We start from the raw sequence: 21,934 nt of genomic DNA, 5'->3' as shown, positions 1-21,934 counted from the left end.
AATGAGTGGGTGTCAGCAAGGTGCCGGCGTCAGACAGCATCATCATATGGCGGGCGCCGACGAAATGGGTGAACACCGTTTTGCCTGAGTTGGTGCAGCCCTCCGGCGCGGAGTATAGCTTACCCGACGTGGGAATCGAAGTTCATGACTTCACGCCGATGACGCTCGAGCAACTGACCCGGTGATCGTGCATCGGCCATGCTGGCGAGACCCGTGGTAGGGCCGGAACGACGCTTCCCAATATTCGTCCTGCTGCTGACGTCCTCTTCAAGGCAGACATCGTGACAGACAAGAACACAGCCAAGCGCGTCGTGATCACCGGCGCCTCCAGTGGCATCGGCGCCGCGACCGCAGTCGCGTTCGCGAAAATCAGTGCTCGACTAGGGTCCGGACCCAATAACGGCTTTTGCTACCGCTTGGATCGTGATTCACTGCGTTGGTGTGGAGGCGGTGGAATGGCTGATTTCTTCTGGTTTTCCGATGCGCAGTGGGAGCGGATCGCACCACTGCTGCCGACGGACGTTCGCGGCAAGGCACGTGTGGATGATCGCCGGGTGCTGAGCGGGATCGTGCATGCGCTCCGCTGCGGCGGTCGCTGGGTGGACTGCTCGGACGTGTACGGGCCAAAGAAGACGCTCTACAATCGCTTCGTGCGCTGGTCCGAGCGCGGCATCTGGGAGGGGATTTTCAGCGCGCTGGCAGGCGCCGACGACGCGCCGGACCGGCTGTTCATCGATAGCAGCTGCATCAAGGTCCACCGCTGCGCAGGCGGTGGAAAAGGGGGGCCTTGGCCCATGGTATCGGCCGCACCAAAGGCGGCCGGAACACCAAGGTCCATGCCGTCTGCGACGCCAAGGGCCGCCCTCACGTCCTCCTGCTGACGCCCGGCAACGTCCACGACTGCAAGGTCGCCAAGACCTGCATCGCGGCGCTGCCCCCATCCGTCGAACTCGTCGCCGACAAGGGCTATGACAGTCAGGAGTTGCGCGAGTGGCTCGACCAGCGCGGCACCCAGGCCGTCATCCCGCCGCGCTGCAACCGCAAGGTCCAGTACGACTACGACCGCACCATCTACAAACAGCGCAACGTCATCGAGCGCATGTTCTGCCGCCTCAAGGACTGGAGGCGGCTCGCCACCCGCTTCGATCGCAACATCAAGAACTTCATGGGCGCCATCGCCCTCGCCGCCACCGTCATCTGGTGGTTGTGAGTCCGGACCCTAATTCTGGCGGCGCGTGGAGAGGCAGGTCTCGACGACATCGCCGAACGCTGTCGCGCAGCCGGCGGTGAAGCACACATCCGGGTGGTCGACGTGACCGACGCCGGTGCCGTGGCCCAGCTAGCTGCGGACGCCCGCGAAATCCTTGGCGAGATCGACGTCTGGTTCAGCAATGTCGGCGTCGGCGTGGTCGGCAAATACGAGGACGTGCCGATCGCCGATCACGCGCAAGTCGTCGCCAGCAACCTCCTCGGCCACATGAACGACGCCCATGCCGTGCTGCCGATCTTCCTGGCGCAGGACCGTGGCATCTTCATCAACATGATCTCGGTCGGCGGCTTCGTCGCGACGCCCTATGCAGCGGCTTATTCAGCAAGCAAGTTCGGGCTCCGCGGCTTCAGCGAGGCGCTGCGTGGCGAGCTTTCCAAGCACCCGCGCATCCACATCTGCGATGTGTACCCGACCTTCGTCGACACGCCAGGCATCGACCATGCCGCGAACTATACCGGCGCCAAGCTATCGCTGCCGCCTGGTTCGCTTTCACCCGAGACAGTAGCCAAGGCTGTCGTGAGGCTTGCGGACCGCCCGCGCAACACGACGGCGGTGGGCGCGCCGGCCTTGGCGCTCAAGCTCAACCAGTTCTTCGTGCCAAACCTTGGCGCTGCGATGATGAACGGCTTCATGGACAGCTGGAGCAAGAAAGCCGATCCCGGCGAGGATGGAAGCGGCGCGCTGTTCGATCCACCTGCCGACCCCAGCGGCATCGATGGTGGTCGACGCCGGCCGGACCAGCGCCGGAGGGCGGCGGCTGGAGCAGGTGTCGCCGCGATAGGCCTGGTCGGGTTGGGTGCCGTCCTGTGGCGACGCCGAAAGTAGCCGAACCGCTTGCCACGCCAGACGGCCGGTACCTGATCGTTCGCGGTCGTCTATGGCGGAAGAGCAATCCCGCGCTGTCGCCGGACGAGCGGCGAACTCTGGTGGACGAACTGATGGCGGCGCGGCGGGCGGTCCGCACCGCGCGTCAGAGTGGAGAGGATGCAGCGCTCCGGCAAGCACGAGAGCGCGTTCAAACGGCCAAGGTCGGCCTCGGTGAGCGTGGTCCGGTCTGGTGGAGCGACGGCGCTCCCGACGAAAACCGGCGGATGGTGGTCAACAGCTCTTATGCACCATGGTTCGTGATACTTGCGGACGAATGAAGCCGTCGGGTTTGGCAGCGATGCCGTGGAGGGCCTTCGATCGGCTCTCATTAAGGCGATGCGGCACACGCTGTGGCAGAGTGCGTCGACGCTCAGAGCCGCCTTAGCCTTGGGCGCGGATCACCCTCATCTTCAACCTCGGTTGACTACAACAGAAAAATCCAATAATCAACGAGTTAGATGCGATGTTCACGATGTGTTCTCATGCGCTTCTGATGTAGAGCACGTCGGTTTAGGTTTCTACGATCTCTCCTCGATGTTTCTCGCCGCCTAAACCCCACAAAGGGTATGTGAGGACCTCGAGAACGCACACATTTTCCTTTTAGCCGTGCGCGCCGTGCGCCAGACCCGAAAGAAAGTCCAAAAAACAATAACTTAGCTGGAGCTGCGCGTGCACGCACGTGCTCACTTTTGAGGTTTTCACGCTCATTTCGACCCTTTTTTGTATCAAAACGCGCAGATCCAAGGGTTTTTCGCGGCGCAGACCAGTTCGCTTTTGACTGCGTCGCGCACCACGCAGTTCGAAAGAACCGCGTTATGAGAGGCCTTGGGGGCCGTCCAGTGGGGCGCTCCCGTTCGGACCATCTATTCGACGTATGCGGCCGTCCGGCACCCGCGACTTCACCGTGCGTTTGCGCCGGGATGTTGCCGCCTTGCCCTACACTCAACCCCTCGCCTTCTGTCGCCGCTTCGGGCACTTTCCGGGTGCAGATGATCAACTTCATGCTGGAATCAGCTTGGCAGCGCGGATGGGCCGCACGGCCGAGCCTGGATCCGGAGCATCTGATATCGAAAGCCGCCGTTCGGGCACGGGCGGACCCAGACGGCGATGCGAGCGGATGGCGGCACCGTCTGGCGATGCTATGCGACGATCTGGAGCAGCACGCGAAGCTGACAAGCTTGGGACGCACACTCGCTTACGGACAGATCATGTCCGCACTCACCGCCCGCTTCCGTGCATATGCACTCTGGCAGGCGCACCCGCAGATCAAGTATCAGCCGATCAAGGACCCCATCGTCATCGTCGGCCAGATGCGATCCGGAACGACACGGATGCAGCGACTGCTCGCCTGCGATCCCCGGCTCACTTACACTCGTTTCTACGAAAGCTGGAATCCCGTCGCTTCGATGAACGGGTGGGCCGGTCTCGATCGACGGAAGATCAAGGGTTGGCTGGGCCTTGCCTGTGCCCGCCTGTTGAACCCGCGTTTCGATGCGATCCACCCGACCACCTGGCATGCGCCGGACGAGGAGATCGGCCTGCATAATCTCTCGATCTTCGGTTCCGCATTCGAGGCGCAATGGCGCGTGCCCAACTACACGGCCGTGGTGGAAAATGACGACAGCACCGGTGTTTATCACGAATTCAGGTTGCTGCTGCAGACACTCGCCTGGCTCCGCCGAGACAAGGAGGCGCGACCCTGGGTGCTTAAGGTGCCCCAATTCACCCAGGATCTGCCAGCCCTGCTGAAGGCGTTCCCGGATGCGCGGCTGATCTTCCTGCATCGGGACGTCGGGACAGTGACCGCATCGTCCGCGTCACTCGTCTACAATCAGATGACGCTTCAATCCCATTCGGTCGACCCGCACTGGGTCGGGGAGGAATGGTCGCGCAAAGTCCGGCTGCGCGAAGAACGCATGGCCACGATGCGCGGCAAAGCGTCCGCGCCACACCTCTCGGTCGGCTAATGCCCGCCGCCTTGCTCGATCGACCGGCCGCCGGGCTGTCGCGTCTGCGCGGCTTTGTGCGCGGCGTCGGCGAAGCGGTCGCCGCTGTGCGGGAAGAGCGCGGCATTTTGGAAGATGTGCGCGTGCTTCTGGGCGAACTGGTCGCACGGGATGACTGGCTGCCCGACGCCTATGCTGAGGCGTCACCGGAAGGCTATCGCCAGTACCTCCTCCATTGCGACAGCCGCGAGCGGTTTTCGGTCGTCAGCTTCGTCTGGGGGCCGGGACAATCGACCCCGATCCACGACCATCGCATCTGGGGCCTTGTCGGTGTGCTGCGCGGGGCGGAGCGGGTCGAGAGCTTTCGGCGCGATCCCGCTCATGGTCTCGCGCCCGACGGTTCTCCGCAGCTCCTGAACGCCGGAGAGGTCGACAGCTTCAGCCCGCGTCTCGGTGACATCCATCGCGTGTCGAACGCGTATGATGATCGCGTGTCGATCAGTATCCATGTCTACGGCGCCAATATCGGCGCGGTGGAACGGAGCGTGTTCGGTGAGGACGGCCAGCGGCGTCCCTTCGTCTCCGGCTACGCCAACGCTACCCTTCCCAATCTCTGGAATCCCAGCCTATGAACCCCGCCGCCATCCGTCAGGCGCTCCTCACCCGCGCCGAGATCGCCCTGATCGACCTGCGTTCCGAGCATGAGTTCGCGCAGGGACACCCGCTTTTCGCCGCGCAACTGCCGCCGGATCGCATCGCGATAGAGGCGGTCCGACGCCTTCCGCGTCGCGACGTGTCCATCGTCCTCTATGATGACGGGCAGAATTTGGTTCCCGCCGCGATTGAGGCGTTCCGTGCGCTCGGGTACACGAATGTCCGCGCGCTGGACGGCGGGCTGCAGGGGTGGCGCGACGCAGGCTACGAGCTGTTTCAGGACGTGAACTCCTACAGCAAAGCCTTCGGCGAGCTGGTCGAACATCGCCGTCATACCCCTCTCTCTCGGCCGAGGATGTCGATGCCCTGATCGAGGAAAAGGCCGACATCGCCATCGTCGATGCCCGCCGCTTCGATGAATATGCGACCATGAGCATTCCGACCGGGACCAGCGTGCCGGGGGCCGAGCTGGTGCTTCGCGCGCCCGCCGTGGCGCCCGATCCCGACACGCTGATCATCGTCAACTGCGCCGGCCGTACGCGCAGCATCATCGGTACGCAGTCGCTGGTGAATGCCGGCCTGCCCAATCGGGTGGCGGCGCTCCGCAACGGCACGATCGGATGGACCTTGGCCGGCAAGGCGCTGGATCGCGGACAGCAGCGCGCCGCGCCTGAGGTGGGCGGCGACATCATCGATACGGCGCGTGCCCGCGCGCGTGACGTCGCCTACCGCGCCGGGGCCAAGCATATCGATGCGGCGACACTGGAGGCGCTGGCTGCCGATGTCACGCGCACCCTCTACCGCTTCGATGTCCGCACGCCGGAAGAATATGCGGCCGGCCACCTGCCGGGTTTCCTCAACGCGCCGGGCGGACAGCTGGTGCAGGAGACCGATCACAACGCGCCGGTGCGCGGCGCGCGCATCGTGCTGTCCGACGATCTCGGCTCCCGCGCGGACATGACGGCGTCCTGGCTCGCGCAGATGGGGTGGGAGGTCTACGTGCTCGACGGCGCGTTCGATGGACCGCTGGAAACCGGCGCGGGTGACGCGCCGCCGGCCCGTTCGCCGGAGGGCCGGTACAAGCGCCCCTACGAAGGCACGGACAATCCGAGCGCCGCGATGCAGGCCTATCTCGACTGGGAATATGGTCTTGTCGCCCAGCTGGCGCGCGACAGCACCCACGGTTTTTTCGTGATCTGATCAGCATTTCATAACGATTTCGACAATGTGGCCCATGATTAAGCGAACTCATACACGTCCAACCAAAACTCTATTGAAACGATAGACATAGTACATGAAGACGGCTTCGTCACTTTATCGAAGCATCTTCAGGGGGAAGACTTGCAGCGTCACCTACGATCCAATCTGAATACCATTCGCGCCGCCGCTCTGGCGGGCGCCGGTCTTGCCGCGTTCATCGCTCACGCACCTGCAATCGCGGCGGAGGCGGAGGCAGCCGCGGCGCCGGCGTCCGCCGAGGTCGAGGAAATCACGGTCACCGCCCGCTATCGCAACGAGACCGTTCAGGACGTGCCGATCGGCATCAGCGCGATCTCCGGCGGTCAGTTCGAGCGGCAGGGGGCGACCACCCTGAAGCAGGTGCTGCAGCAGCTGCCTAGCCTGAATATCCAGGGGTTCAGCGGCCGCAACCAGACGATCACCGTGCGCGGCATCGGCACCAATGCCGGCGGCACCAATGACGGCCTCGAACAGGGCGTCGGCCTCTATGTCGACGGGGTTTACCGGCCCCGCACCGGATCGGTCATCACCGACCTTCCCGACGTGGAAAGCATCCAGCTTCTGCGGGGTCCGCAGGGCACCTTGTTCGGCAAGAACACGGTGGCTGGCGCGCTCGACATCAAGACGCGCGAGCCTGTCTTGGATCAGGAAATCCAGGCCGAACTGTCCTACGGCAACCATGATTACCTGCGCGGCTATGTCGCGCTCAATTCCACCCTCAACGACGATGTCGCCTTTCGGATCAGCTATCTGCGAACCCAGCGCGACGGCCTGATCTACAACACGCGCTATCGTGAGGACTGGGACAACCTCGACAATCACACGGCGAAGTTCGACCTGCTCTACAAGCCGTCGGAGGACTTCAAGCTCCGCTTCATCGCCGATTACGGCATCCAGAAGGGCGATGTCGGCTTCCAGATCGTGTCGGGCGTGCTGCCGACGACCTTGGCCAACGGTGCTGTCGTGCGCAGCTTCTACGATCGCGCGGCGGCGGTCGGATACACGCCGATCGCCATCGACCCATTCGCGCGCCGCACCGACATCGACTCCTCGCAATACGACAAGATGCCGAGCTGGGGCCTGCAGGCGCGCGCCGACTGGAATGTGGGTCCGGTTTCGCTCACCTCGATCACGGCCTACCGCAACTGGAAGTGGATCCCCAATTACGATGGCGACCAGATCGGCGCGAACGTCGTCGACTTCAGCGTCGTCGATACCAAGCAGCAGCAGTTCAGCCAGGAACTCCGCCTCGCCTCGAACGGCAACAACACGATCGACTATACCGCCGGTCTTTACTTCTTCTGGCAGGAGGCGAACGACCGCTCGATCCAGATCTACGGGCGCGATGCCTCGGGCTGGCTTCTTGCCCCATCCAATCCGGTGGCGGCTCTCCCCGGTGCGCTGGATGGCGTGACGGCCTACGCCAAGGTCATCCCGGCGACCTACAGCTATGCCGGATACGGACAAGCGACCTGGAATGTGTCGCCCGCCTTCCGCGTCACCGGCGGCCTGCGCTTCACCTACGAGCACAAGACCGGCGTCTACGATGCCGATCTGCGCGGCGATCTGGCCCCGATCGGCAGCTTTGCGCCGGCGCTACAGGCGTCGATCGCCGCTCTACGCGCCGCCTATGCGCCGACCGCTTCCTACAAGGCGTCGAAGAACACCAACAACCTGTCCGGTACGCTCATCGCGGCCTATGACCTGACTCCGGATATTCACAGCTACGCGTCCTATTCGCGCGGCTACAAGTCGCCGGGCATCAACCTGATCCGGCAGACGCCCGGCGTGGACATCTTCGTCAAGCCGGAGAAGGTCGATAGCTACGAGCTGGGCCTGAAGACCCGCTTCCTCGGCGGCAAGGCGGAGGTGAACCTTGCCCTGTTCTGGATGGACGTCGGCAATTACCAGGCGAACTACATCAACAATTCGGTTTCCCCGGCTGTCAGCTACATCACCAATGTCGGTGATGTGCGGTCGAAGGGTGTCGAACTGGATGCCCGTCTTCAGCCGTTCGATGGCTTTTCGATCGGGCTGGCGGGCACGTACAACGATGCCGAATACAGGTCCTACACCAGCGCACCGGCGCAGTACCTGAACAGCTATCTCGGATCGATCGATCTGTCCGGCCGCCGCGCCTCCGGAGCGCCGCGCTTTTCGGGCACGGCCAACGCCGAATACAATTTCGATGTCGGCAACGCGCAGGTCTACCTTGGCGGCGACGTCAGCTATCGCACGGGTTACTACGCGGCGGTCAATCTCGATCCCTATTCATGGGTGGGCAAGTCGACCCTGGTCGGCCTCCATGCCGGCGTGAAGAGTCCTGACGAACGCTGGGAACTGTCGGCTTGGGTCCGCAACCTGTTCGACGAGGATTACTACAACACCAAGTCGGTGAGCGGCCAGTTCGGCGTCGTCCTCGCCTCACTCGGCGACCCCCGTCTCTTCGGCATCACCCTGCGCGGCAAGCTGTGACCGCGCATGCCCCGCATCAATTCGAAGGAGTAGAGATCATGACCAAGCGGACATTGAAGCTCGGCCTCGTGCCCATGGGTGTCGGCGGACCCGGCCATCACAGCCACTGGCGCGACCCTTCCGTTCCGACCGACGCCAGCGTCAGCATCAAATGGTACATCGATGCCGTGCGCAAGGCAGAGGCGGCGAAGTTCGACTTCGTCTTCATCGTCGACAGCCAGTTCATCACGCCGGACTCCCCGCCGCATTATTTGAACCGGCTGGAGCCGCTCACGCTTCTTTCGGCGCTGGCCACTGCGACGAGCCATATCGGCCTGGTCGGCACGGCCACCACCTCGTTCAATTCGCCGTTCAACCTGGCGCGGCGCTTCGCCTCGCTGGACCTGATCAGCGGCGGGCGGGCCGGCTGGAACGTCGTCACCAGCGGCGATGCCGGTGCGGCCGGTAACTTCGGCCTGGACGAGCACTATGATTACGACACGCGATACGGCCGCGCCCATGAATATCTCGACGTCGTCCATGGCTTGTGGAAGTCCTATGAAGACGGCGCGCTGGTCCGCGACCGTGAGAGTGGCGTCTTCCTCGACGCCAAAAAGCTTCATCCGCTCAATCACAAGGGCGAGTACTTCTCGGTCACCGGGCCGCTGAACATCCAGCGTTCGCCCCAGGGTGAGCCGGTGATCTTCCAGGCAGGCGATTCCGAACAGGGCCGCGACTTGGGCGCGCAGACCGCCGATGCGATTTTTACTCATTCTGCCAACATTGAGGACGCGCAGACCTTCGCGCGCGACATCGCCCGGCGCGCGGCGTCGGCGGGGCGCGATCCGAAGGAGGTCCTCATCTTCCCCGGCGTCAAGATCGTCGTCGGCGATACGGATGAGGACGCCCGCCGGATCGAGGAGGCGCATAATCGCGCCGACCACAGCTTCGATCTCGCCCTGAACGAGTTCGGCCGCGGCTTCGGCTGGCACGACTTCCGCCAGTACGATCTCGACGCACCCTTCCCGGTCGAGGCGCTGGAATATGCCCGCAAGAGCTTCTTCACCCAGGCGAGCAGGATCACCAAGCTCGCGACCGAAAAGGGTCTGACCTTGCGGCAGACCGTCGAGGCCGTGGCGCTCAGCCGGAAGAGCCCGTTCGTCGGCAGCGCACGAACGGTGGCCGACACCATCATCCGCTGGTTCGAGGCGGGTGCTCTCGACGGGCTTAACGTCATGCTCGGCCGCCCCGAGCAGTTCGACCGCTTCGTGAACGAGGTCGTGCCGCTCCTGCAGGACGCGGGCGTCTACCGGACGGATTACGAGGACACGACTTTGCGCGGCAATCTCGGCCTGCCGAAGCCGACGAACGTCCGGACGCCAGAACCCGTGGCCGAGGTCCGCGAGACGGTGCTCGCCGCATGAGGCTTCACGACGTGGGACGGTATATCGGCCGGGCGGCGCTGTTGTTCGCCGCCGGCATCCTCGTCGCGAGCTGCGGAGGCTCGGACAAGGACGGACAGGCGGGGGCGGCCCGGGTCCGTTTCGCCTTTGCGCTGCCCACGTCGTGGGATCCGGTGACCAGCCGGACGGGTGCCGACATCAACACCATCAGCCTTGCCTATGCTTCGCTGACGCGCCTCGACAAGGATGGCAACGCGGAGCCATCCTTGGCCGAGACGTGGAGCTACTCGCCCGACGGCAAGGCCCTGACCTTCCAGCTGCGCAAGGGGCTGACCTTCACCGACGGCACTCCGCTGGATTCGGCGGCGGTTAAGGCGTTCTTCGATCGCGGGCTCACCCAGGCGGACTCGTTCCTCAAGAGCGATCTGGGCGGCGTCGAGAGCGTGAGCGTGGACGGGCCGCTCACCGTCACCTTCCACCTGAAGGAACCGGATTACCAGCTTCCCTACGTCTTCGCGGGTCGGGTCGGCGCCATCGCCAGCCCCGCCGCCGCGCGCAAGGACGCCAAGAAGCTGGCGCTCTGGCCGGTCGGCGCCGGGCCGTTCCGGATCGTCGAGTTCGTGCCGGAATCGCACGCCTATTTCGAAAAGAACCCCGGCTATTGGGACGCGGCGAATATCCATATCGATCGGCTTGAGCTGACCAACCAGCCGGACCAGTCGACCCTGATCGCCGCCTTGCAGTCCGGTTCGATCGACGTTGCCGCGCGCGTGGCACCCCGCCGCATTCAGGAGGCGAAGGATCGAGGTCTGACAGTCTTGGAGGCGCCTTCGCTCAACGCCGCCGATGTTTCGATCAACCGCAACAGGCCGCCCTTTGACAATCCCAAAGTCGTGGAGGCGCTGCGCTATGCCTTCGATCGGGCGGAGATCATCAAGACCGTAGCGGTCGGCCATGCCGCGCCAACGCACCAGCCGTTTCCGCCCGGCCACTTCGCCTTCAATCCGGAGGTCGAGAAGCTGTGGAACTATGATCCCGCCCGCACGAAGGCGCTGCTGAAAGCGGCGGGTTACGCGCCCGGCGCGCTGTCAGTCGAGATCGCGGTCAACCCGATCCTCAACGACGGCGTGCCCGAGCTTGTCCAGGCGCAGCTGCAGCGCGTCGGTATCAAGTCGAAGCTGCGCATCGTGCCCCCAGGCTCGTCCACCTGGCAGAGCGAGGTCTACATCGCCAAGCGCCCCGCCATCGCCATCGACGGCACCATCGGGCGGGAATCCCCGGTGCAGAACCTGCTGGCCACCTATGGACCGCAGGGGATCATGAACCTTTCCGGTCCCTATGCCTCGCCAGCCTTCCTGGCGGCGATCGACACGGTGCGGCGCACGCCGGTGGACGATCCGGCCTATCGCGCCCGTCTGCATGAGGCGGTGCGGATCGGCGTCGAGCAATCGCCCACCAACTACATCCTCAGCACGCCATGGTCGGTCATCGCGCGGCCGCGCATCAGGAACCTCAACGTCCTGCCGTCGCAGATCCGCTGGGAAGGGGTCACCGTGCAATGACGAGCATCGCATTACAGCGCACGCCGCTCCGGGTTCGCCTTCGCCACGGCGAGGCCTTGCTGCGCTTCGTCTGGTCGACGCTCCTGATCGCGGTGCCGGTATTCCTTTTCGCCACACTCATCACATTCCTGCTCGGCTGGGCGAGCGGGCTCGACCCGGCGGCGGGCCTTGCCGGTGACAACGCGACCCCTGAGATGATCGCACAGATCCGCGCGCAATACGGCCTCGATCGGCCGGTTTACCTCCAATATCTCGGCTGGATGGCGGGGGTGCTGCGCGGTGATCTCGGCACCTCGTGGTTCAACGGCGTCCCCGTGCTGGAACTCATCCTGCAGCGCCTGCCGGTCAGCTTGTCGATCGCGGGCGGCGCCCTGCTTTCAGGTATCGTCTTTGGTGTCGCCTTCGGGATCGCTGCTGCCGTTCGACAGGGCGGACGCCTTGACCGGGCGGTCACCCTCTTCGCTTCCACCTCGGCCTCGCTGCCGCCGTTCGTCGTCTCGATCGCCTTGATCCTCCTGTTCAGCCTCTGGCTCGAACTTCTTCCCTCCGCCGGCTATGTCCCCTGGGGCGAGGACCCGACCGACTGGCTGCAGTCGATCGCCATCCCCGCCATGGCGCTCAGCATCGAACTGATCGCCGAACTCGCGCGGCAGCTACGTACCGGCCTCGTCTCCGCTTTGTCGGAGAACTACGTGACGGGTGCGGTGGTGCGGGGCCTCTCCGCCCGCCGCATCCTCTTCGTCCACGTGCTCCGCAACGGCGCCGGCCCGGCGCTGTCGATCTTGGCATTACGGGTGCCGATGCTGATCGGCGGTGCGGTGGTCAGCGAGGCGATCTTCAACATGCCCGGCATGGGGCGCCTTGCCGCGGACTCAGCGCTGCGCGGCGACGTGCCGGTGGTTCAGGGCGCGCTGGTGGTGTCGATCGTCCTCGTCCTCGCCAGCAATCTCCTCATCAACATCCTGCTCGGCATCCTTCAGCCAGCATCGCGCAGGAGGCGCTGACCATGACCGCCGCGTTCCGCCGCCGCCCGCTCGCGATCATCGCGATAGCCGTCCTCTTCACCGTCGCCCTGCTCGCCCTTGTCGGCCCGGCGATCGCCCCGCGCGACCCCCTGGCGCAAGACCCTGCCGCGCTGCTGCAGGGGCCGAGCGGCGCCTATTGGCTCGGCACCGACGCGCTCGGCCGCGACGTGCTCAGCCGGCTGCTCGCGGGATCGCGCATCTCCGTGCTGGCGGCGCTGCTCTCCGTCACGGTGGGGCTTGTGCTGGGGGTTGTCCCCGGCCTGCTTTCCGTCTTCCTGGGACGGCACGCGGAATGGGTGAGCTTACGCCTGATCGACGCGATCATCATGCTACCCTTCCTCGTCTTCGCCATCGCAATGACTGCGATGCTCGGCAACGGCCTGGTTCAGGCGATGTTTGCGGTCGGTGTCCTCATCACGCCGGCCTTCTTCCGCGTCAGTCGCGCCGCCGCGCTGTCGGTGGTCAACTCGGAGTATATCGAGGCTGCCCGCCTGATGGGTGCATCGACCGGCTGGGTAATCCGTCGGCATGTGCTGGCGAAGGTGCTGCCGACCCTCGCGGTCACCACCGCATCAATGACGGGCGCCTGCCTGTCGATCGTCGCCTCGCTCACCTTCCTCGGCATCGGCGTGGTCCCGCCCGATCCGACCTGGGGCGGCGAACTCGCGACGGATCTGACCACGCTCTACGATCGACCGTTCGGGCCGATGGCGCCCGCCCTGCTGATCGTCGTGACGGTGTGGTCGTTGAACGCGCTCGCCGACGCGATGCGCGACCGGAATGCGCGCGTGGTGGAGGTGCGGTCATGAACCAGCAAACGAACATCATCCATTTCGAGCCGCGGGTCCGCTCGGCCCCGCCTCCCCAGGGCCCGCTGCTCTCCGTCCGGGATCTGCGCATCACCACGGAGGACGGGCGCGTGCTTGTCCACGACGTCGGCTTCGACCTGCCACGCGGCGGCACCCTCGGTATCGTCGGAGAATCGGGCAGCGGCAAGTCGCTGACCTGCCGGGCAATCCTTGGCGTCCTTCCGCACGGCCTGTCGGTCAGTTCGGGCACGATCCGCTATGGCGACAAGGATCTGTCGCGTCGGGACCGCAAGAGCTGGCGCGGCCTGCGCGGGGTGGAGATCGCCGCCGTATTCCAGGATCCGGGTTCCTATCTGAACCCGTCGATCCCGGTCGGCCGCCAGATCGTCGAGGGGCTGCGCGCCGTCCTCCGCATCTCACGCAAGGAAGCGAAGTCGCGCGCGCTCCACCTCCTCTCGCGTGTCGGCATCGCCGAGCCCGAGGTGGTGTACGGACAATATCCGTTCGAGCTGTCCGGCGGCATGGTCCAGCGTGCGCTCATCGCCATCGCCGTATCGGCCGGGCCTTCGCTGCTGATCGCGGACGAGGCGACCACGGCCCTCGACGTGACGGTCCAGGCGGAGGTGCTGCGCCTGATCGCCGACCTACGGCGCGAACAGGGCCTCGCCCTGATCATGGTCTCGCACGACCTCGCCGTCGTCGCGCAGGTCTGCGACCATGTCGTCGTCATGCGCGACGGCGCGGTGGTGGAAGCGGGACCGACAAGCGAGGTGCTCAGCCGTCCCCGGCATGAGTACACGCGCAGCCTGCTCGACACGCACGCGGCATATTCGCTGGACAAGGGGGTGGAGGCCGCCTCTGCCCCGGAGCGGGACACCCTGCTCGACATACGCGGCCTTGAGGTGGGTTACGCGAGCAAGACCGTGCTTCAGGATGTCGATCTGGCAATCGGGCGAGGCGAGATCCTGGCGCTGATCGGCGAGACCGGCTCCGGCAAGACGACCTTGCTGCGCACCATCCTCGGTCTGGTCAGCCCGTCCGCCGGCGCGATCACGCTCGGCGGCGAGCGTCTCGACGGCTTGACCGGCCGCGCTCTCGCCCGGCTGCGCCGTTCCAACCGCCTGCAATACGTGTTCCAGGATCCGCTCCGCAGTCTCGATCCCGACCTGACAATCGCCGCCTCGGTCGGGGAAGGACTCGCTCTCCGCGGGACCGATCCGCTGGAGCGGGAGACGCGGGTTGCCGATGCGCTCATTGCGGTCGGCCTCGATCCGGCCCTCGGCCAGTGTCTCCCCCGCGATCTTTCTGGCGGGCAGCGCCAGCGCGCGGTGATCGCCCGCGCGCTCGTTCTCGATCCGCTCGTCCTCCTCCTGGACGAGCCGGTCAGCGCGCTTGACGCCGTCAATCGCGTGCACGTCCTCGAACTCCTGAAGAGCCTCGCCCGCGAGCGCTGCATCGCCCAGTTGTTCATCTCGCACGATCTCGGCTCGGTCGCTGGCATCGCCGATCGCGTGGCGGTCCTTCACGAAGGCCGCATCGTTGAATGCGGGCCGGCGGGCGAGATCCTGTCCAAGCCGACTCATCCCTATACGAGGGCGCTCATCAACGCCGCGCCGCGCATCGACCTCGATGCGGGCGAACCTGCGCGCCTCACCCTCTGATCGGAAGGACAGCGGACGATGACCCGGCCACTCAAATTCGGCGCGGTCCTGATCGGCATCGGCGATGCGTCGGGCAAGGGCCTGTGGCGCGATCCGGCGGTGCCGCTCGACGCCAGCATTAACATCGGCTGGTACATCAAACAGGCGCGAGAGGCCGAAGCCGCGAAGTTCGACTTCGTCTTCATCGTCGACAGCCAGTACATCACGCCCGATTTCCCGCACCATCACCTAAACCGTCTGGAGCCGCTGACCCTGCTCTCGGCAGTCGCGACCGCCACCAGCAACATCGGCCTCGTCGCGACGATCAGCACCACCTATAGCGAACCCTTCGACATCGCGCGCCGGCTCGCCTCGCTGGACCTCATCAGCAAAGGCCGCGCCGGCTGGAACATCGTCACCAGCCAGGACCCGGGCACCGCCGGCAATTTCAGCCGATCGGGACATGGCGATTACGAGACCCGATATCGCCGCGCGGCGGAGTCGGTGAATGTCGTGCAGGAACTTTGGCAGTCGTACGAGGAAGATGCTTTCACGCGCGACCGCGCCGCCGATCGCTTCCTGAACCCCGCGAAGCTTCATCGCCTCGATCACAAGGGCGAGTTCTTCTCGGTGACGGGACCGCTCAATATCCAGCGTTCGCCACAGGGTCAGCCGCCACTCGTCCAGGCAGGCACGTCCGATCAGGGGCGCGAACTCAGCGCCAAGGTAGCCGACCTGGTCTTCAGCTTCGCGCGCGATCAAGCCGAGGCGCTGGAGCTTGCCACCGATGTCCGCCAGCGATCGCGCCGCTATGGTCGCGACCCGCAGTCGATCCTGTTCATCCCCGCGCTCAGCGTCACGATCGCGGACACGGAAGAGGAGGCGCGCCACATCTTCGACGAGCGCTTCGCCACGGACGATCTGCACGGACAGCTCGGGGCCTTGTCGCGCCAGTTTGCCGGTCATGACTTCTCCGGCTACGACCTCGACGCACCGTTCCCTGACGTGCCCTCACCAGGGGACGCGGGCATCAGCCGCTTTCATGCCGACCTCGCGGCCGCGCGCGCGAGCGGCAAGACGCTGCGCGAAGTCCTGACCGCCTTCCGGTCGGGCTGGCTGCGGCTTGTGGGCACCCCGGCGACGATCGCCGACGAAATCGAGCGCTGGCACCAGAGCGGGGCCGCCGACGGCTTCAATCTTTTCGTCCAGCACCCTGCCGACTGGGAGCGCTTCCGTGCGCAGGTGGTCCCGCTTCTTGGCGAACGCGGCTTGTTCCGGGACGAGTACGAGGATGCCACATTGCGGGGCAACCTCGAACTGGCTAGCCCGAGCAACAGACATTCCGCGAAGCTGGTACCTGCCGCTGCGTGAGTCTGCTGACGAAAGCTTCCCCGGCCGGCGAGAATTGCAGTTGTTCCGCATTCGTTCTCGCAATGCTAAACATGATCGATGGAACCCGGATCGACTCGGAAGATCATCCATATCGACATGGACGCCTTCTTCGCGTCCGTGGAGCAGCGCGATGATCCTGCCTTGCGCGGGCTGCCGGTGGCCGTCGGCCATGCCGCCGCGCGTGGCGTTGTCGCAGCGGCGAGCTACGAGGCGCGGGCGTTCGGGGTCCGGTCTGCCCTGCCCTCCGTCACGGCGCTTCGACGATGCCCCGATCTCATCTTCGTGCGGCCCCGCTTCGATGTGTACAAGGCCGTCTCCCGCCAGATCCACGCGATCTTTGCCGAGTTCACGTCTCTCATCCAGCCGCTCTCGCTGGACGAGGCCTATCTGGACGTGACCGAGAACCGGGCCGGCCTGCCGACAGCCTGGGCCACCGCCAAGGCGATCCGCTCGCGCATCTTTGAGGAGACGGGGCTTACCGCCTCCGCGGGCGTATCCTACAACAAGTTCCTGGCCAAGCTGGCTTCGGACCACCGCAAGCCCAATGGACAATTCGCCGTCACGCCCGAGATGGGGCCAGCATGGGTCGAGACACTGCCGGTCTCACGCTTTCACGGCGTGGGTCCCGTGACTGCGGCGAAGATGCAGCGTCTGGGGATCGAGACCGGCGCCGACCTGCGGGCGAAGTCGCTCGCGTTTCTGGAAGAGCATTTCGGCAGCTCGGCCGGCTGGTATCACGCGATCGCGCGCGCCGAGGATCATCGCCCCGTCAATCCCGACAGGATCCGCAAGTCCTCAGGGTCGGAGACCACGTTCAACCGCGATCTTACCGATGCGGCTGAGATCGAGGCCGGACTCCTCCGTATGGCCGACGACGTCTGGGAATGGTGCGAGAACGCACAAGCCTTTGGCCGTACGGTTACCGTCAAGATTAAGTTCCAGGACTTTCGCCAGATCACCCGCAGCCGCAGCCATGTTGGCCAAATTGCCGGTCCCGCTTCGCTCCGGCAGGTAAGCCTCGATCTGTTGCGATCCACTTATCCTCTGGAGCTGGGCGTAAGGCTGGTCGGAGTGACAGTTTCGAACTTCGCCGGCGCAGACCGGGAGGACGAGTCCGCCCTGCCCCTGTTTGATAGCCGAGATGCAGGATAGCGCTCTTGCGGACACAAGAGGACAGACCGCCGTCCACCACAAGTACAGGTTAACTGAAGCAACAGTGGCGATCTCCGTTTGGAGACCGATCACTTAGATGGACTCGACCTCTGTCCCTCTAACTCATGTTGCATTCAATTTTGCGAGAGCGGCTGAACTTTGTCGTGGCTCTTCTGTTCTCCGCACGAGTGTACGTGTGCCTGGGTGATCTTGACTGTCGGTGGAGAAATCCGTCGCAACCCAGATCAGTCAGGCGGCAGGTGAACGGATAGAATGTCAGGGTCGAGCCATTCCGACTTCCAGTTAGTGGAGCGTGACAAGGCGAACGAAGATGAATGGCTGGCTGTGCTCCGTCCGGCCTTGCGATCCTGCTGGCCCGTTCCCGTCGACACGTTCGTGACGGGTGATCTGCCGATCCTACTGGCCAGGCTTTCAATGCCGCGCAATCACTCGGCAGGGCGTCCAGCCAAGACGCTTGAACACGAGGAGCAAAGTGTGACGAAGGAACCGCTAACGGGTGAATCGCCGGAGGGGCGCGCGCCTAACGCCGGCAACCAGCAACGGGACCCGCGCCAGGATGCTGGCCGCGATCGCAGCATCGCCGACAGGCTCGAACAGAACCCGTTCGACGTCGAGGCCAACCTCGACAATGCACTGGACGAGACCATGGACGCGAGTGACCCTGTCGAGATGACGCAGCCCGTTCGCAGAACCTGAAGGGGCCGATTGGTACGCACCCCTCACACCTAGCCTTCACAGGTTCTCGCATGACCGATCTGCCGCAGCCTTTGTCGCAACCCTCTCCGATGCCCGAGCCGGAGGATGCGGAGTATTGTGGCACCCTGCGCGTGTATGTCGATGCCAGCGACGTCTTGCGGCGCATCTTCCATGTGCATGAGATCATACCGGTTGCAGGCTCGGGTGTGCTGACGGTGCTGCTGCCGAAGTGGTTGCCGGGCTACCACGCACCTCAAGCACCCATCGAGCTTCTCGCGGGCCTGCAGTTCGAGGCCTCGGGCAAGCCACTGCACTGGGTGCGGCACCCCACCGAGGTTCACGCCTTCCGGATCGATGTGCCCGATGAGGTGAAGCAGATCGAGGCACGCTTTCAGTTCCTCTCTCCGACGGACAGTTCGCAAGGCCGGGTGGTCGTCTCGCCCGACCTCCTGAACCTCGAATGGAACTGCATGGTCCTCTACCCGGCCGGATTCTTCTCCCGCGGCATTTCCGTCGAGGCGCGGCTCACGCTGCCGGAGGGTTGGCTTTTCGCGACCGCCCTTCCGATCGCAGACGCAAACTCTAAGATGATCCGCTTCGAGACGGTCGGCTTGGACGAACTTGTCGACTCTCCGCTCATGGCCGGCCGGCATTACCGCTGCTTCAAACTCGATGATCAAGGCGTCGCGCTGAACGTGTTCGCGGACGAAGCTTACCAGCTTGAGGCCACGGAGGACCAAATCGCCCCCCATCGCGCGGTGGTCGAGGAGGCGGACCTGCTGTTTGGGCCGAGGCCGTTCGACCGGTTCGAGGCGCTGCTCGCGCTCAGCGACGAGATCGGCAGCATCGAAGTCGAGCACCACCGCTCTTGCGAGATCGCAAGCATCCCGGGTTACTTCGCGGATTGGGAGGGGAGCTTTCCGCGCCGCGACAGCTTTCCACATGAGTATATCCACGGCTGGAACGGCAAGCACCGGCGCGGCGCGGATTCCTGGGCACCGTGCTTCTACCAGCCGATCCGCAACAGCCTGATGTGGGTCTATGAGGGGCAGACCCAATATTGGGACCGCGTGCTTTCCGCCCGATCCGGCCTGTGGACTCCGGACCACGCCCTCGCTGCTCTGGCCGACACGGCCGCCACTCACGACATGCAGGCAGGCTCGCGCTGGCGGCCGATGAGCGACACGACCAAAGACCCGATCATCGCAGCGCGCTCGCCGCTGCCCTGGCCCAGTTGGCAACGCAGCGAGGACTATTACACGGAGGGAGCCCTCGTCTGGCTGGACGTGGATACCCGCATCCGTGAGATGAGCGGCGACACCCGGTCGCTCGACGACTTCGCGCGTCTGTTCTTCGGCACGGACGCGACGCAGGACGCCGTCACGATCACCTACAAGTTCGACGATGTCGTGCGAACGCTGACCGGTTTAGCCGACTTCGATTGGGCCGACTTCTTCATTGACAAGCTCCATAATACGCGGGCGGACGCGCCGCTCGCTGGACTGGAGCGAGGCGGTTACCGGCTGGTGTATCGTGACCAGCCGACGGACCTCTGGCGCGCACGGGAGAAACTGAGCGGCGTCACGAGCTTCATCTTCTCGCTCGGTCTTTCGGTTTCGACGGACGGAAAGGTGCAAGAGGTTCGATGGGGAAGCCCCGCCTTCGATACCGCGCTTACTTCCGGCGCCAAACTGATCGGCGTCGATGGACAGGCGTTCAGCCCCGATGCACTCGCGCGCGCCATCTCGAACGCCGGCGAAGGAGGCGAGATCCGGCTCCTGACTCAAGTGGGCAAGCACCAGCGCGAGATAATGGTGGAATGCCCCGGAGGTCACAAATATCCACACGTGGAGCCCATTTCCGGCGCGCGCCGACGCCTCGACGAGATCCTTGCCCCGAAGCGGAAGAAGGGCGGCGCTGCCGGATGATCAGCGGCGCCACGGCGCGTCTCGATCGCTGCGCAACCCTTGGCAACCAGTGGCGTTACGCGACCTCATAACCGAGGAACTCGACCATGCTGGCGATGAACTTCCGTGGTCCCTACCGCGTCCGGGCTGACGAGAAACCGATGCCGATGATCCTGCATCCGGAGGATGCGATCGTTCGCGTGACCCGCTCGTGCATCTGCGGATCGGACCTGCACCTTTATCACGGCATGGTGCCCGACACGCGTGTGGGCATGACCTTCGGACACGAGTTCTGCGGTATCGTCGAACAGGTCGGGCCAGAGGTTCGCAACCTGAAGGTCGGCGATCATGTACTGGTGCCGTTCAACATCGCATGCGGCAAATGCCACTTCTGCCAGCAGGGACTGTTCGGCAACTGCCACGAGTCCAATGCGCAGGCGACTGCGGTCGGTGGCATCTATGGCTACTCGCACACTGCCGGCGGCTATGATGGCGGCCAGGCGCAATATGTCCGGGTTCCATACGCAGACGTAGGTCCGACCGTGATCCCCGACTGGATGGACCCAGACGACGCCGTGCTGCTCACCGATGTCGTGCCGACCGGCTATCAGGCGGCGGAGATGGGAGGCATCACGCGCGGCGACACGGTGGTCGTGTTCGGTGCCGGGCCCGTCGGGCTGATGGCCGCCAAGTCGGCCTGGCTGTTCGGTGCCGGTCGCGTGATCGTGATCGACAGCCAGGATTACCGCTTGGAGTTCGCACGGTCCTTCGCCCATGCCGAAGTCTACAATCTGCGCGAGATCGACGACATGGTCGTCTTCCTCAAGAAACAGACGGATTCGCTCGGTGCCGACGTGTGCATCGACGCGGTCGGCGGCGATGCTGTGGGCAACGGCCTGCAATGGCTGTTCGGCACCAAGCTCAAGCTGGAGGCGGGCAACGCCATCGCGCTCCACTGGGCGATCAACTCGGTGAAGAAGGGCGGGATCGTGTCGATCGTCGGCGTTTACGGTCCGACCGGCAACATGGTCCCGATCGGCAATGTCGTGAACAAGGGCATCACCGTCCGTGCGAACCAGGCTTCGGTAAAGCGCCTGCTGCCCAGACTGATCGAGCACATCCGCAACGGCCACATCAATCCGAAGGCGATGATCACCCATCGGGTACCGCTGGAGGATGTCGCGGATGCCTACCACATCTTCTCGTCCAAGCTCGACGGCTGCATCAAGCCGGTGCTGATCCCGAACCCCGCGTGAAGGAGAAGGAAGGTGACCAAGACCATCGTGGACACGTCCTCCATCCCAGGCTGGGGTGTCGATGCAGATCCGGAGAACGACCCAACCTATCCGATGCGGCATATCGAGGATCAGAAGACGCGCGGCCTGACCTGGAGCCGCCCGGCGCAGCAGGCGCCGGATGTCGAAATCCTGCAATCCATCGAGCACAACCGGCTGCCGGCGGTCGTCGGCACGTCGACGCCGCCGGCCGGGTTGAGCGGGATGATCCGCCGCTACGCCTTCCGCCGCAGCGAGTCCGACTGGTGGCACTGGCTGCTGCTGATGGGCGCGGATCGCATCAACGTGGTCGAGGGTGTCGTCGAGGATCTCGCCCACGGCCGGGTACCCAACATCCCCGCCGAACTCGGCTGGCGGTCCGAGCTGCGCCACAACCCCAAGGGCATGGCGAAGAAGGCCGGCGTGGCAGTCGCGATCGGCGCCGTGCTCCTGATATGGTCGCGCCGGTCAGGCAAGCGCAAGGACCGGGCTATAGATCTCGCGCCAGCCGGGGTAGATGGCGAGGAGGCAGCCGCACGGGCCCAGTAGAGAGGTCCGCGCCCGAGATGCGGTCGGTTTTTCCTTGATTAATGGAGGTTCGAAGACTGACTTTTTTCGTCGAC

18 protein-coding genes and 1 pseudogene are annotated in these 21,934 nt (G+C 64.7%); all 19 read left to right on the top strand.

Annotated elements, in window-relative coordinates:
- The first annotated feature begins 5 nt into the window (after positions 1 to 5).
- The 19 genes and pseudogenes from ACM608_RS05655 (at position 6) to ACM608_RS05565 (ending at position 21,860) form a co-directional block, all read left to right on the top strand.
- Complete coding sequence (locus ACM608_RS05655; RefSeq protein WP_419682279.1) at positions 6 to 185, top strand: hypothetical protein; 180 nt, start codon at positions 6 to 8, stop codon at positions 183 to 185.
- Between the two features lie 270 nt (positions 186 to 455).
- Positions 456 to 1,210, top strand: a protein-coding gene (locus ACM608_RS05650) for an IS5 family transposase (RefSeq protein ID WP_419681115.1) whose coding sequence is annotated in 2 segments (ribosomal slippage) — positions 456 to 797 and positions 800 to 1,210 — 753 coding nt in all. Because the reading frame shifts where the segments join, the coding sequence is not laid out codon by codon here.
- Positions 1,211 to 1,222: 12 nt separating this feature from the next.
- Positions 1,223 to 2,095 (top strand): SDR family oxidoreductase, encoded by an 873-nt coding sequence (locus ACM608_RS05645; protein WP_419685112.1) that lies wholly within the window; start codon positions 1,223 to 1,225, stop codon positions 2,093 to 2,095.
- A complete protein-coding gene (locus tag ACM608_RS05640) occupies positions 2,077 to 2,415 on the top strand; it encodes a hypothetical protein (RefSeq protein WP_419682278.1) in 339 nt (112 codons plus the stop codon). Before ACM608_RS05645 ends, ACM608_RS05640 begins: the two co-directional genes overlap by 19 nt.
- A gap of 711 nt (positions 2,416 to 3,126) precedes the next feature.
- The gene (locus ACM608_RS05635) at positions 3,127 to 4,104 is read left to right on the top strand and encodes a sulfotransferase family protein (RefSeq protein ID WP_419682277.1); all 978 of its coding nucleotides are present in this window, start codon (positions 3,127 to 3,129) and stop codon (positions 4,102 to 4,104) included.
- Positions 4,104 to 4,715, top strand: coding sequence for a cysteine dioxygenase (locus ACM608_RS05630; RefSeq protein ID WP_419682276.1), 612 nt, complete (start codon positions 4,104 to 4,106; stop codon positions 4,713 to 4,715). The genes ACM608_RS05635 and ACM608_RS05630 overlap by 1 nt, the downstream gene beginning before the upstream one ends.
- Positions 4,712 to 5,937, top strand: a pseudogene (locus ACM608_RS05625) (rhodanese-like domain-containing protein). The gene ACM608_RS05630 and the pseudogene ACM608_RS05625 overlap by 4 nt, the downstream one beginning before the upstream one ends.
- Before the next feature lie 141 nt (positions 5,938 to 6,078).
- Positions 6,079 to 8,451, top strand: coding sequence for a TonB-dependent receptor (locus tag ACM608_RS05620; RefSeq protein WP_419682275.1), 2,373 nt, complete (start codon positions 6,079 to 6,081; stop codon positions 8,449 to 8,451).
- 38 nt (positions 8,452 to 8,489) lie between these two features.
- Complete coding sequence (locus ACM608_RS05615) at positions 8,490 to 9,854, top strand: LLM class flavin-dependent oxidoreductase (protein ID WP_419682274.1); 1,365 nt, start codon at positions 8,490 to 8,492, stop codon at positions 9,852 to 9,854.
- On the top strand, positions 9,851 to 11,395 hold the full coding sequence (locus ACM608_RS05610) for an ABC transporter substrate-binding protein (protein WP_419682273.1): 1,545 nt from the start codon (positions 9,851 to 9,853) through the stop codon (positions 11,393 to 11,395). The genes ACM608_RS05615 and ACM608_RS05610 overlap by 4 nt, the downstream gene beginning before the upstream one ends.
- Positions 11,392 to 12,399 carry an ABC transporter permease gene (locus ACM608_RS05605; RefSeq protein WP_419682272.1) on the top strand — a complete coding sequence of 336 codons (1,008 nt, stop codon included), beginning with the start codon at positions 11,392 to 11,394 and terminating at the stop codon, positions 12,397 to 12,399. Before ACM608_RS05610 ends, ACM608_RS05605 begins: the two co-directional genes overlap by 4 nt.
- Before the next feature lie 2 nt (positions 12,400 to 12,401).
- Positions 12,402 to 13,229 (top strand): ABC transporter permease, encoded by an 828-nt coding sequence (locus ACM608_RS05600; RefSeq protein WP_419682271.1) that lies wholly within the window; start codon positions 12,402 to 12,404, stop codon positions 13,227 to 13,229.
- Complete coding sequence (locus tag ACM608_RS05595; RefSeq protein ID WP_419682270.1) at positions 13,226 to 14,890, top strand: ATP-binding cassette domain-containing protein; 1,665 nt, start codon at positions 13,226 to 13,228, stop codon at positions 14,888 to 14,890. Before ACM608_RS05600 ends, ACM608_RS05595 begins: the two co-directional genes overlap by 4 nt.
- 18 nt (positions 14,891 to 14,908) lie before the next feature.
- Positions 14,909 to 16,240 (top strand): NtaA/DmoA family FMN-dependent monooxygenase, encoded by a 1,332-nt coding sequence (locus ACM608_RS05590; RefSeq protein WP_419682269.1) that lies wholly within the window; start codon positions 14,909 to 14,911, stop codon positions 16,238 to 16,240.
- Positions 16,241 to 16,318: 78 nt separating this feature from the next.
- Entirely contained in the window at positions 16,319 to 17,413 is a 1,095-nt protein-coding gene (gene dinB, locus ACM608_RS05585) for a DNA polymerase IV (protein WP_419682268.1), read from the top strand.
- A 306-nt stretch (positions 17,414 to 17,719) separates the two neighbouring features.
- The gene (locus ACM608_RS05580) at positions 17,720 to 18,130 is read left to right on the top strand and encodes a hypothetical protein (protein WP_419682267.1); all 411 of its coding nucleotides are present in this window, start codon (positions 17,720 to 17,722) and stop codon (positions 18,128 to 18,130) included.
- Positions 18,131 to 18,180: 50 nt separating this feature from the next.
- Positions 18,181 to 20,058: a M61 family metallopeptidase gene (locus tag ACM608_RS05575; RefSeq protein WP_419682266.1), complete on the top strand. Its 1,878-nt coding sequence runs from the start codon at positions 18,181 to 18,183 to the stop codon at positions 20,056 to 20,058.
- A gap of 86 nt (positions 20,059 to 20,144) precedes the next feature.
- Complete coding sequence (locus tag ACM608_RS05570; protein ID WP_419682265.1) at positions 20,145 to 21,293, top strand: zinc-dependent alcohol dehydrogenase; 1,149 nt, start codon at positions 20,145 to 20,147, stop codon at positions 21,291 to 21,293.
- A 12-nt stretch (positions 21,294 to 21,305) separates the two neighbouring features.
- Positions 21,306 to 21,860 (top strand): hypothetical protein, encoded by a 555-nt coding sequence (locus ACM608_RS05565; RefSeq protein WP_419682264.1) that lies wholly within the window; start codon positions 21,306 to 21,308, stop codon positions 21,858 to 21,860.
- The last annotated feature ends 74 nt before the right edge of the window (positions 21,861 to 21,934 follow it).

The sequence above is a fragment of the Sphingomonas sp. ID0503 genome (assembly GCF_048565625.1).
In the GTDB taxonomy this organism is placed as follows: Bacteria; Pseudomonadota; Alphaproteobacteria; order Sphingomonadales; family Sphingomonadaceae; genus JBLZUR01.
The sequence above is the reverse complement of the archived record's forward strand: the minus strand, read 5'-3'. Positions and strand labels throughout refer to the sequence as shown.